This is a genomic window from Flavobacterium sp. NPDC079362, assembly GCF_050267765.1.
Lineage (GTDB): Bacteria > Bacteroidota > Bacteroidia > Flavobacteriales > Flavobacteriaceae > Flavobacterium > Flavobacterium azizsancarii.
Genome location: NZ_JBNNFM010000027.1, coordinates 1 through 14,970, shown reverse-complemented (window position 1 = coordinate 14,970; position 14,970 = coordinate 1). Strand labels below are relative to the sequence as shown.

Annotated in this window: 14 protein-coding genes and 2 pseudogenes; 7 read left to right on the top strand and 9 right to left on the bottom strand. The window is 34.5% G+C overall.

Features of this window, described 5'->3' with window-relative positions; all coding sequences use genetic code 11:
* Window positions 1-693 precede the first annotated feature (693 nt).
* Window positions 694-1,098 (bottom strand): DUF2141 domain-containing protein, encoded by a 405-nt coding sequence (locus tag ACQKCJ_RS18980; RefSeq protein ID WP_427402680.1) that lies wholly within the window; start codon window positions 1,096-1,098, stop codon window positions 694-696.
* A gap of 40 nt (window positions 1,099-1,138) precedes the next feature.
* Window positions 1,139-2,197 carry an NAD-dependent epimerase/dehydratase family protein gene (locus ACQKCJ_RS18975; RefSeq protein ID WP_271336584.1) on the bottom strand — a complete coding sequence of 353 codons (1,059 nt, stop codon included), beginning with the start codon at window positions 2,195-2,197 and terminating at the stop codon, window positions 1,139-1,141.
* 216 nt (window positions 2,198-2,413) lie between these two features.
* On the opposite strand from ACQKCJ_RS18975, the gene ACQKCJ_RS18970 reads away from it, so the two are divergent.
* Window positions 2,414-2,962, top strand: a complete 549-nt coding sequence (locus ACQKCJ_RS18970) for a TetR/AcrR family transcriptional regulator (protein ID WP_427402679.1) — start codon at window positions 2,414-2,416, stop codon at window positions 2,960-2,962.
* Window positions 2,963-3,142: 180 nt separating this feature from the next.
* On the opposite strand, the gene ACQKCJ_RS18965 is transcribed toward ACQKCJ_RS18970, so the two are convergent.
* Window positions 3,143-4,504: a HAMP domain-containing sensor histidine kinase gene (locus tag ACQKCJ_RS18965; RefSeq protein ID WP_427402678.1), complete on the bottom strand. Its 1,362-nt coding sequence runs from the start codon at window positions 4,502-4,504 to the stop codon at window positions 3,143-3,145.
* Complete coding sequence (locus ACQKCJ_RS18960) at window positions 4,501-5,190, bottom strand: response regulator transcription factor (protein ID WP_427402677.1); 690 nt, start codon at window positions 5,188-5,190, stop codon at window positions 4,501-4,503. The genes ACQKCJ_RS18965 and ACQKCJ_RS18960 overlap by 4 nt, the downstream gene beginning before the upstream one ends.
* A 263-nt stretch (window positions 5,191-5,453) precedes the next feature.
* Here ACQKCJ_RS18960 and ACQKCJ_RS18955 point away from each other — a divergent pair, with 263 nt between their 5' ends.
* From ACQKCJ_RS18955 to ACQKCJ_RS18945, 3 genes are read left to right on the top strand one after another with little or no spacing between them, the layout of a single operon-like run.
* Window positions 5,454-6,782 (top strand): hypothetical protein, encoded by a 1,329-nt coding sequence (locus ACQKCJ_RS18955; protein ID WP_271336581.1) that lies wholly within the window; start codon window positions 5,454-5,456, stop codon window positions 6,780-6,782.
* A 12-nt stretch (window positions 6,783-6,794) separates the two neighbouring features.
* Window positions 6,795-7,226 (top strand): Dabb family protein, encoded by a 432-nt coding sequence (locus ACQKCJ_RS18950; protein ID WP_427402676.1) that lies wholly within the window; start codon window positions 6,795-6,797, stop codon window positions 7,224-7,226.
* 26 nt (window positions 7,227-7,252) lie between these two features.
* A complete protein-coding gene (locus ACQKCJ_RS18945; RefSeq protein ID WP_271336579.1) occupies window positions 7,253-7,726 on the top strand; it encodes a hypothetical protein in 474 nt (157 codons plus the stop codon).
* Between the two features lie 352 nt (window positions 7,727-8,078).
* On the opposite strand, the pseudogene ACQKCJ_RS18940 reads toward ACQKCJ_RS18945, so the two are convergent.
* From ACQKCJ_RS18940 to ACQKCJ_RS18920, 5 genes and pseudogenes are all read right to left on the bottom strand, one after another.
* Window positions 8,079-8,568: pseudogene (locus tag ACQKCJ_RS18940) on the bottom strand (SDR family NAD(P)-dependent oxidoreductase); the annotation flags it as partial.
* 451 nt (window positions 8,569-9,019) lie between these two features.
* The gene (locus tag ACQKCJ_RS18935; protein WP_427402675.1) at window positions 9,020-10,102 is read right to left on the bottom strand and encodes an alpha/beta hydrolase; all 1,083 of its coding nucleotides are present in this window, start codon (window positions 10,100-10,102) and stop codon (window positions 9,020-9,022) included.
* A 7-nt stretch (window positions 10,103-10,109) separates the two neighbouring features.
* Window positions 10,110-10,565 (bottom strand): cyclophilin-like fold protein, encoded by a 456-nt coding sequence (locus ACQKCJ_RS18930; RefSeq protein ID WP_427402674.1) that lies wholly within the window; start codon window positions 10,563-10,565, stop codon window positions 10,110-10,112.
* A gap of 11 nt (window positions 10,566-10,576) precedes the next feature.
* Entirely contained in the window at window positions 10,577-11,173 is a 597-nt protein-coding gene (locus ACQKCJ_RS18925) for a DapH/DapD/GlmU-related protein (protein WP_427402673.1), read from the bottom strand.
* A gap of 84 nt (window positions 11,174-11,257) precedes the next feature.
* Window positions 11,258-12,136: a helix-turn-helix domain-containing protein gene (locus ACQKCJ_RS18920; protein ID WP_271336575.1), complete on the bottom strand. Its 879-nt coding sequence runs from the start codon at window positions 12,134-12,136 to the stop codon at window positions 11,258-11,260.
* Between the two features lie 303 nt (window positions 12,137-12,439).
* Here ACQKCJ_RS18920 and ACQKCJ_RS18915 point away from each other — a divergent pair, with 303 nt between their 5' ends.
* The 3 genes and pseudogenes from ACQKCJ_RS18915 to ACQKCJ_RS18905 all read left to right on the top strand — a co-directional run.
* Window positions 12,440-13,888 (top strand): serine hydrolase domain-containing protein, encoded by a 1,449-nt coding sequence (locus ACQKCJ_RS18915; RefSeq protein ID WP_271336574.1) that lies wholly within the window; start codon window positions 12,440-12,442, stop codon window positions 13,886-13,888.
* 175 nt (window positions 13,889-14,063) lie between these two features.
* Entirely contained in the window at window positions 14,064-14,492 is a 429-nt protein-coding gene (locus ACQKCJ_RS18910; protein WP_427402672.1) for a hypothetical protein, read from the top strand.
* A gap of 85 nt (window positions 14,493-14,577) precedes the next feature.
* Window positions 14,578-14,847 (top strand): annotated as a pseudogene (locus tag ACQKCJ_RS18905) (XRE family transcriptional regulator); the annotation flags it as partial.
* Window positions 14,848-14,970: the final 123 nt, after the last annotated feature.

Genomic DNA, 14,970 nt, shown 5'->3' with positions numbered 1-14,970 from the left:
TTCTTTATGACGTCGAGGCGCAAAAGTTTATAATTGTTGGATTTTCTATAAGTGGTAGTGCATTAAAGAATCCAACCAGCTTGTCAGCTGGCGGGATCAAATTGTAAACACATTGGAAGTTGATTTTCCCAAAGATAATTATTTCTTCAAAGTCTTCCCCATCGATGGCGAAAATAATTACCGAAGCACGGCTACTGCTAGTCACTCTAATCATGTCTATTAATCACAATTTTATGTTGATTAGGATGCCTAATTTAACGTGCTTTTATATGAAAAATTGACTTTGGACTTACATCCAATTTTGTCGCAAAAAGTGAGGGCTTTATAATAAAAAGTAGTTCTCTGTTTTTCTTTGCTACCTTTTTATTCAATCCCCAACAGTACATCCAAACCAAATTCATAAAGCCACTAAAAGACAGCCTCTACTTCCAGTAAGCCAATCTCTTCAAATCCTCCATAAAATGGTGCGTAATTTGTCCTTTATGGGTCACAAAAACCAGAAGGCGCCAATTGAAGACAATTGGCGCCTTTTTTTTACACTTAATCACGTAACTAAAAACTTACGTTTATGCGACGGGGCTCACCCTTTGCAATTCCTAAAAGAAAATTTAAAGCTCGCCTGTATAGATATTAATGTAGTCATGAGCAGCAGAGTATAACAATATGTAATTCCCATAACTAAGCAACGGTCTTCTATTTTACAATCAATGCAATACTGGTTTTAGCATACTGGTTAATTGCAATTTTTACTTCATCAAAATTAGGTGCTGAGAGTTTTGGTTTATAATTTTTAGAAAATCCAAATCCTTCTATCGGATAACCAATCATATTTCTATCACATTTTCCGTTATTATTCAAGTCTTGATAAACAGCAATAGCATAATCGCCATCCGGTAGGTTTTTGAACGTGTAGACCACTTTATTTTCTGTAGCTTTTACTTTTGCGGTGGCAATCTGTGACTCATTATCAAGAAAGCCTTTCTCTTTATCATACAATCCAAAAAAAACAGATCCTTTGCCGGGTTCTATGCCTGACACTTCAACGCTGAAATTATGTTGTGCAAACAGTGCTGAATTAACTATTAAAAGTACTATCAAGCTTATCATTTTAATTATCATAAGTAATATTATTTAGGATTTACAATAGAACCTTTTCTAACTTCTCTTTCTCTAATTGGTTAAAAAAGTGATTCATTTTTTTAACGCTCCCTTTTTTAAACGCCTGATAGGGTTCTGATTGTGAGAGCAGCCATTTTTTTATAATACTTTTAAATATAAAGGTGATCTTTTTTTGGAGAGGATGAATTTTCTGGCGTACCATCTCGAAATAATCATTCAAATTTTGCTGTCGAAAACCTAGAATATTATCTAAATCTTCACCATCTTTTAAAATCCCGCAGTGAAAATTTTTCTCTGCAAACGCCTTTTCAGGAAAATCAGCTTCGCCTAAGCCAAATTCAGCAAACATTTTGTCCAGAAAAGATCTATAAGTAATAACACAATCCTCTCCCCCTCCTAAGTTGAATATTTGCTTCTCTAGTTTTTTTTGGTTTTCAATTGCTTTAGCAAAAGCTCTTCCCGTATCTTTTGGCGTGCAGATTTCCATTGGTGTATCTAGCGGCATATGAAACATCAATTTCGATATCTTATGGTTCCCCATAATTGCAGCCAGACGAAAAATACTCCATGATAGTTTGGATTTCACAATCAACGACTCACACAACACCTTTGTTTCTCCATACTGATCACCGGGACTGGGCTGCAAAATATCAGTGCTACTTATCTGGGGATTCTTCATCCGGTCACCATAAACTGAAATACTGGAACTAAAAATCAGATAACAATCCGGTGAATTCTTCTCTAAGGCGTAAATAAGATTTTCGGTCCCTTTCACATTGACACTGTAAGCCATCTCTGGATCTATATCTGCAAGAGGTGGAATGACTGCTGCCAAATGGATCGCTACATCCTTATTTTTTGCAACTTTTAGCACTTCATCTCTATTGCTGATGTCGCCATACATAATCTCTACCCGAGATCGAAAGGGAGCCAGTTTTTTTACCGAATTTTGGGTTTTTACATCAAAAACCGTTATTTCATAATCCGTATGCTGAACCAGATGCTGCAAGGTTTCAAATCCTACAGTTCCAGATGCACCGGTCAGCAGTATTTTTTTTCGTGATATCTTATTTTCCATTTTTTTTAAATTTAACATTGTCCTTTTCAATCCGCTTAAATTTTGATGAAAAAGCTATATTTGTTATACAATATGTTCAATATTTAACGTTGTGTTCTTTTTAATTACTACGTAAAACTATTAAAGAAGAATGTATTTGTTGTTTCAAAAAAGGATGCAACTGTACATTAGCGAACAAAGACTAATGCTTTTGTAGCGTATATAAAATAATTTGTGATGGATTTAAGAAAAGACAGAAGGGTTCAGTATACTAAAAAAATATTGCGCGAGGCATTATTTAGTTTGCTGCACGAGAGGGAATTGAGCGAAATTACCATAACCGAACTGTGTAAAACAGCCGATGTCAACCGCAATACATTTTATAGGCATTATAATATTCCGCTGGATATACTGCTTGAAATAGAAGATGATGTTTTTGAAAAACTCTCAGCGGTTTTGCGTACAAGCACCAATATGGATGATGTGATACTGCTCAGCTGCCAGTTACTGGAAAGCGATAAGCAGATGAGTAAAATTGTGTTTACCAAAGCGGATGGAAGCGGAATTCTGTCGCGGATCCTGAGAAGTGTTCGCAATAATTTTCCAGTTGAAAATCAAATAGAACTTACTGCCGAAGTAAAGCCTTTTACTGAAATGGTATACCAATTTGGCGAAAAAGGAAGTATTGCTGTCATCAAAAATTGGATCGAAAATGATTTCTCTATTCCTGCTGAAAGTATTGCACAAATGATAAGTTATCTGGTAAATAAACTCAATAAATTATAGCAATTTTTATAAGTCACCAATTCCTAGTCGAATCTCTCAAAGCAAAGTAAACAATTATCATGGATTTTAAAAACGAATTGGTTAATCTTTCTTTAATGAGATACATTACAGTAGTGCTCAAAGTAAATTAATTCAAAAGTAGAAACATGATAACTATAAATGTCACTCTTGTTATCATAACTATATAGGAAGCGTAACTGTAAATTTTGTTCCTTTTCCAACAGTTGAACTCACATCGATTGAACCGTTATGTAGGTTAATAATTTGTTTAACAATAGAGAGCCCCACGCCATAACCGTTTTCATAACTTTTGTTTTTTCCCCTGTAAAACAAATCATAGATCTGTTCTAAATCTCCCTCAGGAATACCAATTCCGTTATCAGAAAAAGTCAGGACAATTTCATCTGCAGCACCGCTAATGTCTACGTGGCAGGAATGATCTGCAGAATATTTACATCCATTTTCCATTATATTCGAAAAGGCTGATTGCAACAAGTATGGATTACCGAAATAGTTGTAAAAATTCTCATCAGTATAGTCTAAGGTGCTATAACTTATGCTTATTTTGTATTTGACATCTTTCTTATTTAAAAGATTAAGCTTGGCATCAACCAGGATTTCATCTATTCTGATATCCGACATTTTTATTTGAGACCTGTCATAGTTAGCACGTGCAAAATCAAGAAGGGCAGTTGAAAGCTGAGAAACATGATTTGCTTCTTCTAAAGCATTATCTAATGATATTTTGTAGTCCTCAACAGTTTGATTGAGTTCTTTTCCAAGTTCAATTTCTGCTATCAAAATAGACAGAGGTGTACGGAATTCGTGCGATATTGTGGTTACAAAATTTCGATGGTTATTAAAGGATTTCTCTAACCGGTTAAAAGTCGCATTAAAAGTCTGAGTGAGCTCATAAAGTTCATCTTTTGCTTTTGGTACTACGATGCGTTTATTCAGATTATGCTCTGATATATCTCTAATTTGGAAAATAATATCTTTTAAAGGTTTTAAGGTATAGTAAGAAAACCCAAAACCAATTATAAAGATCAGGATTATAGAGGTAAAATAGACATAAAGCAGGTTCTCTTTGAAAGCATTGATATGATTGAGACCAGAAATATCTACCGCCCTGCCTATTACATAAAATTCCCTATTATTATCTATATATAAAACACCTCGATATTGGTATTTATCATCCGACCAGTTTAAAGACTGCTTCTTTTTTATAGATTCTAATATCTTTTGATTACCAAGCGGCGGCATATTATCTGAAAAATAAAGATGAAAGTAGCTGTCGTACACGCTTATATCTGCCTCATTAAGCACTTTCTTGTTTTTAATGTGCAAAAACTTTATCAGGTTTTTATTGATTTGGGCGTCAAATATAAACTCTGCGCGCCAGATGATTTTATAATCAAGCCGGTCAAAAAATTCATCTTTTCTGTTTTTTTCAGATACAAAATACACGCTGTAGGCAAAAACAAAAAGTATAAAAGCCGTTAGAATAGCATAAGCAAGAGCGGTACGGGTTACTAATTTCATATTTTATTGCTTAAAATAAATCCCATCCCTACTTTGGTATGAATTAGTTTTTGATCAAAACCTTTGTCGATTTTTTTTCTGAGATAGGCTATATAAACGTCGATGTAGTTGGTTCCGGTATCAAAATTATTGCCCCAGACATTATCTGCTATTTCATCACGCGTGAGAAGTCTTTCCGGATTTTGCATCATAAAATGCAGGAGATTGAACTCTTTTGGAGTAAGATTGATAGTCTGTCCTTCTCTATAGATAACCTTGGTCCGTTTATCCATAACAAGATCATTATAAATTAGTTGTGATGCTTCTTCTAAAGTATTTCCTGAATCGTGCTTGCGATGCAGTAAAGCCTTAACTCTTGCATAAAGTTCACGTATTTCAAAAGGCTTAACGAGATAATCATCCGCGCCCGCATCAAATCCTTCAATCTTTTCGTCAATGGTTCCGAGTGCCGTAAGCATGATTATTGGGACTTTTTTTCCTGAATTACGTATTTTTTTACAAAACGTTATCCCATCCATTATTCCCAGCATAATATCTGTGATAATCAATTCAAAATCAATCTTTTCTAAAAGTACAAAACCTTCCTCTGCTTCTTCTGCAATATATACCTGATAACCCTGACTTTCGAGCCCTCGTTTAAGAAGGGCAGAAACCCGACTGTTATCTTCAACTATCAATATCTTCATCTGTATTCGTTGATTTTAAAATCGAGATCAAATTTACGACAATATTTTCTTTTTCTAAAAGACTACTAACTGCAAGCCCTGTAAACCACAAACTTAAACGCTTGAATTTAAACAACTTAATATCAAATCAACTAATTTTCTAATAACATTCTATAGCCTTTCTAATACTTTTCTAATAACCCAAAGACTATGCTGAATCTACCTTTGTCATGTCAAAAACAAGTAGTGATCACTACCAAACAAAATGTAAATTTTAACGATACATGAAAACAAGTTATTTAAAAATTGGGATCTGTTTCTCTCTGCTTGCAGGGGCAATCAATACGGTAAGTGCCCAAAAAAAGAACGATTTTGGAAACCCTACACTTACACATTATCTAAACGACGAAAAAACACGATCGATCTCCTTTAGCGGTTACGCAGAGATATGGGCGCGTTACGCAGAGCTTAACCCCGGAAGTTTGGTAAATGGTGAACAGGTCAATAGTATTTCAGATTTATCACTAAGAAGGGTAAGGGTAAAAATGGCTTACCAGCCTACTGAGAATTTTACCTTTGTATTGCAGGGTGGTTTAACTAACGTAAATGTTGCCTCTAAAACAACACCTGCATTTGAGCTTCTGGATGCTTATGCAGAATACAAATTCAGCGATATAATTGCTGCCGGTGCAGGTAGGTCTACCTGGAGAGGATTATCAAGATTTACTACCGGCCCTTTGAATACTTTATTATACGATCTACCGTCTTATGCTACGGGAAATGCCGGAATATCTGATGAAACAGTTCGGGAATTAAGTATTTATGCAAAAGGACAAATAGGCAAATTAGATTACCGTTTGGTAATCGCAGATCCGTATACTAATGTAAGTACAGATCCGCAATACAATGTTGCCGCATTTAGTAAAACGAGTCCTAATAAAGATTATTCAGGGTATTTTAAATATGAATTCTTTGAATCAGAAAACAATTCTTCACCATTTCACTCCGGAACCTACAGCGGTAAAAAGAAAGTACTTGCACTGGGTACAGGATTTGAATACATGCACAATGCACTATGGCATTTAGACCAAACGAAAAGCACCATCAATGATGACGAAAAAAGTTTTGCCGTTGACCTTTTCTACGATACGCCTATCAACAAAGACCGAGGTACCTCTTTTAGTGCTTACGCCATGGCTATGAATAATAATTATGGTCCAAATTATGTACGTTACTCGGGTGTAAGTAATCCTGCAAGCGGCGTAAATACAGCTGCAAGCAGTCTTAATGGTGCAGGAAATAATTCGCCTGTGATAGGAACCGGTAATACGTATTACGTACAAATTGGCGGTACACTCCCCTACTTCAACAAAGACAAAAACAATCTGCAGCTGCAGCCGGCTGCAAGTGTGATGCTTTCAGATCTTGACGGTCTTCACGACAAAGCATTGACTTATGATGCTGGTGTATCATTATTAATGAATGGCATGTCATCACGACTTACGGTTGATGCTCAGAACCGTCCCATTTATACTTTGAACAATGCCGGTCTAGCCGATGTATCAGACCGAAAATGGCAGTTTGTTTTGAAATACAGAATCGATTTTAATTAAAAGCTAAATAGTATGCAACGAAGAAATTTTATTATCACATCAGCGAGTGCCGGAGCACTTTCGCTTATAGGAGGAAAAGTATTGGCAAATAACACAAATGAAACAGAGCCTCAGCCTAAGACAATTTATTTTCATTACCTCCTATTTTGGCTTAAGCCAGAACTTACAGAGGCGCAGGTAAAAGAGTTTCAAAACTTTTTTGAAGGGCTTAAAAAACTGCCTTATGTAAAAAACGTACGTTATGGCGGACCTGCAAACTCGACTCCCAGACCTGTCATGGACAATTCATTTACCTACAATGCCTCAATGGAATTTGACTCTCTTGAAGACTTAGAAACGTATGGTAAGCTTGACGGACATCTTGCTCTGGTGGCAAAATACAAACCATTCTTTAATAAAATGGTGGTTCACGATTCTGTATACAATCAATCAATAACAAAATAATTATTACTTTTAAATTTAATATCAAAATGAAAAACTTATTAAAAGGATTTATCCTAACTGTAGCCTTTATGTCAGCAAACAGCAATTATGCACAAGATCACAAAAAAGTTCAGGTAAAAGCTCTTGAAGAAGCGTCGGAAATTCCTGCTTACCGCCTTATCAATAATCCTGATGGCACCTGTTCCTTCGAAAAAGGTTCTATACCATCATTAAAGCATATGAATACTGCTTCATTCTGGTACAGTAATAAAACCGAAGCGTGGGAAAAAAATGCACATCCAGCACCAAGAAAACAATATGTAATAACTGTAAAAGGTAAAATTAAATTTAAGGTATCAGATGGAAGTACTTTTATAATAGAACCTGGTGTAGTGCTGCTCGCGGAAGACATTAAAGGAAAAGGCCATAGCTGGGATATGGTCGATAGTGATGTTTGGGAACGATTATATATTCCTATTACAGATAATTCAGATGATCTTTTTCAGGCTGAAAAAAAATAAGTATCAAAGTTTTTTATGATCTTCAATGCACTCACTGAGTTAAACCGAGCGTCTGTTAAAGCATAAAATAGTTTAATTAAATGCAAAAAGTAGGTGTTTGTCCTTCAAACACCTACTTTTTGCATTTCTGAGTGTTTGAATAAAAAATTTAAATGCTGTCCATTTCAAATGAATTCTAATTTATTAAAATGGCACCAAAAAATCTGAAAAAAGATCGAGTAAGAAATCAAATTTCAAAAATACTGACTTACAGGTAAAACCTATAAAAATTAAAAAAGTCATTCTAAAATTTATTTATATTTAAAAGAGCTGTCGGCAAACAGCTCTTTTTAGTCTTAGCTAAATTGCTTACTAATTCAAAGGACATTTCCTCATACCATCCTTCAACAGCAAATTTGGATGCATGATAAATAGAATGCAATGGAAATGCCAAAAAACCACCCATTGAAGTTGTGCTGATAAACAAGCCGCTTTTCTTTTCTCTAAAATTAGGAATAAATGCCTTAGTAACCCGGATTACACCCAGAAGATTTGTATTGAGCTGTTTTAAGATCTGCTCATCGGTAAAAGCTTCCAGTGCGCCCATTAATCCGTACCCCGCATTATTAAACACAACATCGACATTATATACAGCGTTAATTTTATTTATTGTGGTTTGAATTTGTTCAGGATTGGTAACATCAAGGGCAACCAGTTGTAATATTTTGCAATTGATTGAGTCCTGTTTCTTTTTCCGGATTACGCATAGTAGCGATTACATTCCATCCTTTTGACTGAAATAATTTAGCAGCAGCTTTTCCTAAACCTGAAGAAGCTCCTGTAATGAAAATTGTTTTTTGCATTTTTATAGTATTTTAAATTACACTGCAAATTTCCATAAACTAAGCCATACGATCTGTTTCCAAATTGGGGTAAGATGTTTCCAAACTGGTCGTTAGTAAAAATTAAACCAGCTTACAAAAAATTAATATTATTTATCTTCAATCGTCTTTGTAATAATTATACGAGCTTCAAAAATTATTTTATCTTCATTTCGTAAAACTTCGAATAGATAATTATAGTTTTTTGTCACCACAGACAAAAGATGCCAATTGAAGACAATTGTTGCCTTTTTTTCACCCAAATAATAAAGTTAGTTTGAATCAAGACGAGAACTAAAGGAAGCAGAAATCTGTCCCGTAATTTTTTTTTTTTGAATGCAAAAAAACCTCCAAAATCAAAAATGGCTTTTAGAGGTTATCAATTTGCTTTATCCACCCTGTTTGAGTTTGTGTCAAATCGCCATCGGATATATTACTTCAAATTATCATTAAAGAAACTTTTTAACTTATCGAAAGGGATTACATTTACTTTGTCATATAAATCAATGTGAACTGCATTTGGGATAATTATTAATTCTTTTGGTTCATTTGCTACTTTAAAAATATCTTCGCTAAAATATCTTGAGTGCGCACTTTCTCCTGCGATTAAAAGTATTGGTCTTGGCGAAATTTCTTTTACATAAGCCAATATTGGCATATTCATAAAAGATATCGCATTGGTTAAGAGCCAAGCTCCATTTGAATTTACAGAATTAACTTGAAAACCACGCGGAGTTCTGTAATAATCAAAATATTCTTTTACGAATTGTGGTTCGTCGCCTTTCAATTTTTCCGGTAAATTTCTTGGACCATCTGCCGGTTTTCCTTTTGCAGTATCTTTCCAACGCTGCTCACCCAAAGCTTCCAGTGTCTGGGTTCTTTGTTCTAATGTTACTGAATCATTGTATCCTTTTGATATCACTCTGGTCATATCATATAAACTTGTCGCAGCAACGGCTTTTACTCGTTTATCAATAGCTGTTGCGTTTAAAGCAAAACCTCCAAAACCACAAATCCCTATGATTCCAATTTTATTTCTATCCACCATTTTTTGTAATCCTAAAAAATCAATCGCAGCACTGAAATCTTCTGTATTGATTTCCGGAGATGCTAAATTTCGTGGTTCCCCTTCACTTTCACCTGTATAGGATGGGTCAAAAGCCAAAGCTATAAAACCACGTTCTGCCATTTGGTTAGCATATAGTCCAGATGATTGTTGTTTCACAGCTCCAAACGGTCCGCTGATTGCTAATGCAAACAATTTTTCGTCTCCTGCATTTTTCGGAAGGTACAAATCGCCGCTTAATGTAATTCCGTAACGGTTTTTGAAGTTCACTTTTTGACGTGTTACTTTGTCACTAAGCCGGAATGTATAATGTTCTTTTGATGTATCCATTTTTTCTGAATTTGATTTTTCTTTTTGTGCCAATAATTGCCCTGATATCAGGAATAATATTGCGATGGCGAATGTTTTTTTTATTTTATTCTGAATTGTTTTCAATTTTATATTTTTCATAATGATTTTAATTATTTTCAAATTTCACAACTACATTTCCGGCACCCAATGCAGAAGCTAGTCCTGCAGGATTGTCTATAGATCCGAGTTTTGTATAACTGTAGGAAGTGTTGAAACTTTTATAAAAAAGCACCAGTACATTGTTTCCGTAAAGCATTAGATCACCCACTTTTATATCTCCTCCAACTGAAGCATTTATTGGAAGCCGACCAGGTAAATCGCAATAGATTTCATTACCATTCAGTTCAGTCATATCTACGGTAATGGGAAGCATTAGTTTCAATGCAGCTGCACTTGGTTTTTTGTACAATGTTGCTGTAAAAACTGCTGTACCAATTGTAATTTTCATTTTACTATTATTATTCTGTCTAGGTGTTCTTTCATTGTTACTTTTGCAGCTCGCATTACAAAAAGAAAAAGCAAAAAGAATAGCGATAACTGTCAATAAAAATTTCAGTTTCATAATTATATCTTTTAAAGTTGAATATTTTTAATGAATCTTGCAGGAATCCCACCAACGACAGTATTATCAGGAACATCTTTAGACACGACTGCTCCTGCTGCAACAACTGCATTTTCTCCAATTGTTACGCCGGATAAAATCGTAGCATTGGCACCAATCCATGCATTTTTTTTAATTAGAATTGGTTTACCTGTTAGTCCTTTTCTTTCCTCAGGATTTAATGGATGATTTTCGGTAATAAGACTGACTTTAGGACCAATTAAAACATCGTCTTCAATAATAATTCCACCCAATGCTAAAAAGGTACAGTCAAAATTGATAAATACATTTTTACCAATTGTAATATGTTTTCCGTAATTGATATAAAGAGGTGTAAATACGGAAACATCCTGAACTTCTTTATCTATAATTCTGCTTAGTATCTGCGTGATTTCTTCAGGATTTACAGCATTATTCATCTGATTAAGCAGCGCTTTCAAAGCAAATGCTTCATCTCTCAATCTGCCTATTTGCGAATCGTCGGGAAATATGGTTTCACCAGCTAAAAGTCTCTCAAAAATATCTTTTTGAAATGGTGCGGCATTGGAAATTGGGTTTGTATCTGACATAATATTTGAATTAAATAATCAATACAAAGGTAAGACCGCCTTTAAGCAAGGCGGTAATGATTATCAAACCAAAGATTAAGAAATTCAAACTTCTGACAAACGAAATGTAGAGGGATTAGTGCCGGTATTTTTTTTGAAGTAATTATTGAAGTAAGTTGGATAATCAAACCCAAGTGCGTAACCGATTTCCGAAACACTCCAATCAGTATGGAGCAAGAGCGCTTTGGCTTCTGTAATAATCCGCTCGGCAATGTGAGTCGTTGTCGGTTTTCCTGTAACTTCTTTTACAGCCCTGTTCAGGTAATTGACATGCACATTCAAATGTTGTGCATAATGTTGTGCTGTTCTTAATTGAAGTGGATCCGAAGTGGTTTCAATTGGAAATTGTCTTTCTAATAATTCCAAAAACACAGATGACAATCTGGAAGATGCATTCTTATTTTGTTCGAAATTTTCAGAAGGTTCCATCTTTAGAGATTCGTGTATAATGAGGCTGATGTAATTGCGAATCAATTCATCTTTAAATTGATAATCACTTTCTTGTTCCGTAATCATTTTATGAAAAATAGTATTAAGAAAGCCTCTTTGCTCTTCTGTTATTTTCAAAACAGGTGTTCCTCCAATTTTAAAAAAAGACGATTGCTGCAGACTTTCAGAACGCTCGGAGTTTTTAAAAAACTCTTCCGAGAATAAAATAGTGTAACCAATATAAGTCGTGGAGATTGTTTCCCAGGAATATGGAATGTGTGGATTCCCAAAGAAGAGAATCGTACCCTCCTGCTCATAGGTCTTATCCGAATAATGAATCTTACTTTTCCCTGTAGTTAAGCAGATCTTATAGAATTCTTTTCTGCTGTAAGTTCTGGTTTCAGCACCATCATCTTCTATCTGGAATGCTTTAAACCCCTGCAGTTTCAGTTCATTATTAAACTTGGAAACTTCTCTTATTATCTTCTGTTTCATTATGTAAAGTTAAGAAATTCAAACTTGTTTAAGATCTTATAATCTAACTCTCAAATCAGCGTCTAATTTTGACGCGGATAAAAACGGGTTTGAGTTACAATAATTTTACTTTTAAAAACTTAACTTAATGATATTGCCTAACAGGGTATCCAAACCAAATTGTAAAACTCCAAAATCAAATAACTTCGGAGTTTTATTTTTTTTTGACCTTAGAACCTACTTATAAATCATTTTGATGTAACAAAAACAGTATTTAACTGTCTTATTAATAACTTCAATCATCATTAACGGAAAAATATAATTATGAAAACTCGATTTTTAGCATCATTAATATTGTGTGTTTTATTTTGGACTGCAAAAGCCCAGAATAATGTGTCCGGAAAAGAAACAGATCTTAAGCATTTTAAAAATATAGAAAACAATCTGATTCCAATTTATTCCATTAAAGGACAGACTAAAAAAATGTCAATCTCTGATTTTTTAAAGCGCGACAACATCCCCGGGTTAAGAATTATTTTTATTGATAAGGGCAAAATGGCGTGGTCTGCAGATTATGGATATGCCGATATTGAAAAAAAAATAAAGGTAAATGTCAACACGGTATTTGCGGGAGCCTCTCTGGCCAAACCTGTTGCAGCAGTTGCTGCTTTAAATCTTGTGGAAAAAGGTAAACTGGATTTAGATAAAAATATAAATGAAAAACTGGTCGAATGGAAGATGCCCGAAAACGAGTTTACAAAAACACAAAAAGTAACCTTAAGAAGATTACTGTCACACACTTCTGGTCTGGACCGACAACTTTGGTCAGAATATATGGAAAAGGACTCTATTCCAACCTTTGAACAGATGCTGAATGGTAAAAACCCCTCTGTTGATCCGGGACTTCGTTTTTTTAATGAGCCAGGAAAGACCCGTAAATATTCTAACACCGGTTACTTAATTGTTGGAGAACTGATTGCAGATGCAAGTGGCCAATCCTTTGCCAATGCTGTAGATCAGCTTGTGTTTAACGCGTGCGGGATGAAAAACAGTACTTTTCAGCAGTCACTTCCTGAGCAGTTAAGAAACAGGGTAGCAACTGGATATTCCGGAAATCTACGTCCGTTCCCGCGTAAAATATATCCGTTTGGAGCGGCAGGCGCAATCTGGACAACACCCGATGATCTGGGAAAATTCGTTATTTCTTTAATAAAAGACTATAAAACAGAGTCGCACATCCTATTATCTGAGGAAATGAGCAAAAACGTTTTTAACAAAGGAGAAGATAAAGATAAACTTGCATTTTCACTTTGGACCTATAAAAATGATATCGTATTCAGGCATAATGGACACAGTCATGGCTTTACTTCCTTTATATTTGGATCAGTTGATAATGATCAGGCTGTTATCGTGATGAGCAATGGTGAAAATACTCAGGATCTATTTGATTGTATCCAGCGTGCAGTAGCCGAGGAATATAAATGGGATTATTTCCGTCCCGAATTCTATGATGCAGTCTCAATTGATATTAAGTCATTAAAGCAATTTACAGGTCAGTTTGACTGGGAAGGAAATTTTTTGATAATTACAAAAGAGGATGATAAGCTTTTTGTACTGATCAACTCAGACAGATACCAGCTAATCCCCATTGCCGAAAATCAATTTTTAATTCCTGAAAAGTCTTTGAAACTCATCTTTCCTAAAGGAGAAGGTAAATCGATTGAAATTTGGAAAGCAAACGGTGACAGTTCTCAGGCAAATAAAATAAATTAAAGCATTGTAAAAACACCACGACAAAAATTGTCTTATGCTTTTTTATAATCAAAAATGTTTACGTTTGTTAAGAAATTTTATCTTTACAAAACATAATAGGCTCCGTACTTACTGGCCTCGCTAAGATACTGAATGGTATTCGCGATTAATGAAGAGCGTAACGTAAGTTTAAAACATGGAGCTAAATAATAATCGAATAAATAGAAATGACGATATGAATAAAATGCTATTTTCTCTAATTATTAGTTTGACCGCAATGACTGTCTTTGCACAAAATCAAACAACCACAACTCCTATCGTTTCGCCTGATAACGATATTGTGTATCGCCTTTTTTCAACCTATAATATTGGGACATTTATTAAGTTAAACACAAGAAATGGGCAAATGTGGCAGGTGCAATGGGATGCGGGAAAAGGAAAATTTGAATCTCCTTTATTTTTAACACCTCGTGTTTCAGCCGAAGAAGAAAAAAATGGAAGATTCTTTCTTTATCCAACAACGAATATATATAATTTCATTTTGATTGATCAGCTTGATGGACGTATGTGGCAGGTTCAATGGTCATCTAAAATTAAGGACAGGATAGTTTTGCCACTGGATTAAAAGATTGTCACAATTGTTAATTTTAGAATTCAGACCTTAAAGACACTTTAGAAACTAAAAAAATCGGAATACTTAATACTAGTGTATACTTAATAAAATCTCTGATGCATTAAAAATTCCTGTTGAAGCTATTTAGAATTTTGATGAATAACAAGCGGTGAATGTAATTGCAAATACTTATTCATTCCAAGATTTTAAGGATAACGCTGTCGCCTCTGGATTTAGCTACCAACCCTCTTTCAATCCTGTTGACAAAATTGTTCAATTATATGATGAAAAAATTGAGTTATACGAGCGTATGCTGAAAGAAAAAGATGAGATGATGGTGAGGCTTGAAAAATTGATTAATAAATAATTATTTGTCAATATATATTAATTCTATTGAGGCTGTCCGAAAAGTAATTTCGGGCAGTTTTTTTTTGTTTTACACATTGATTTTTCTTATATTTAAGTACTAAAATCAATGATTATGCAGCCA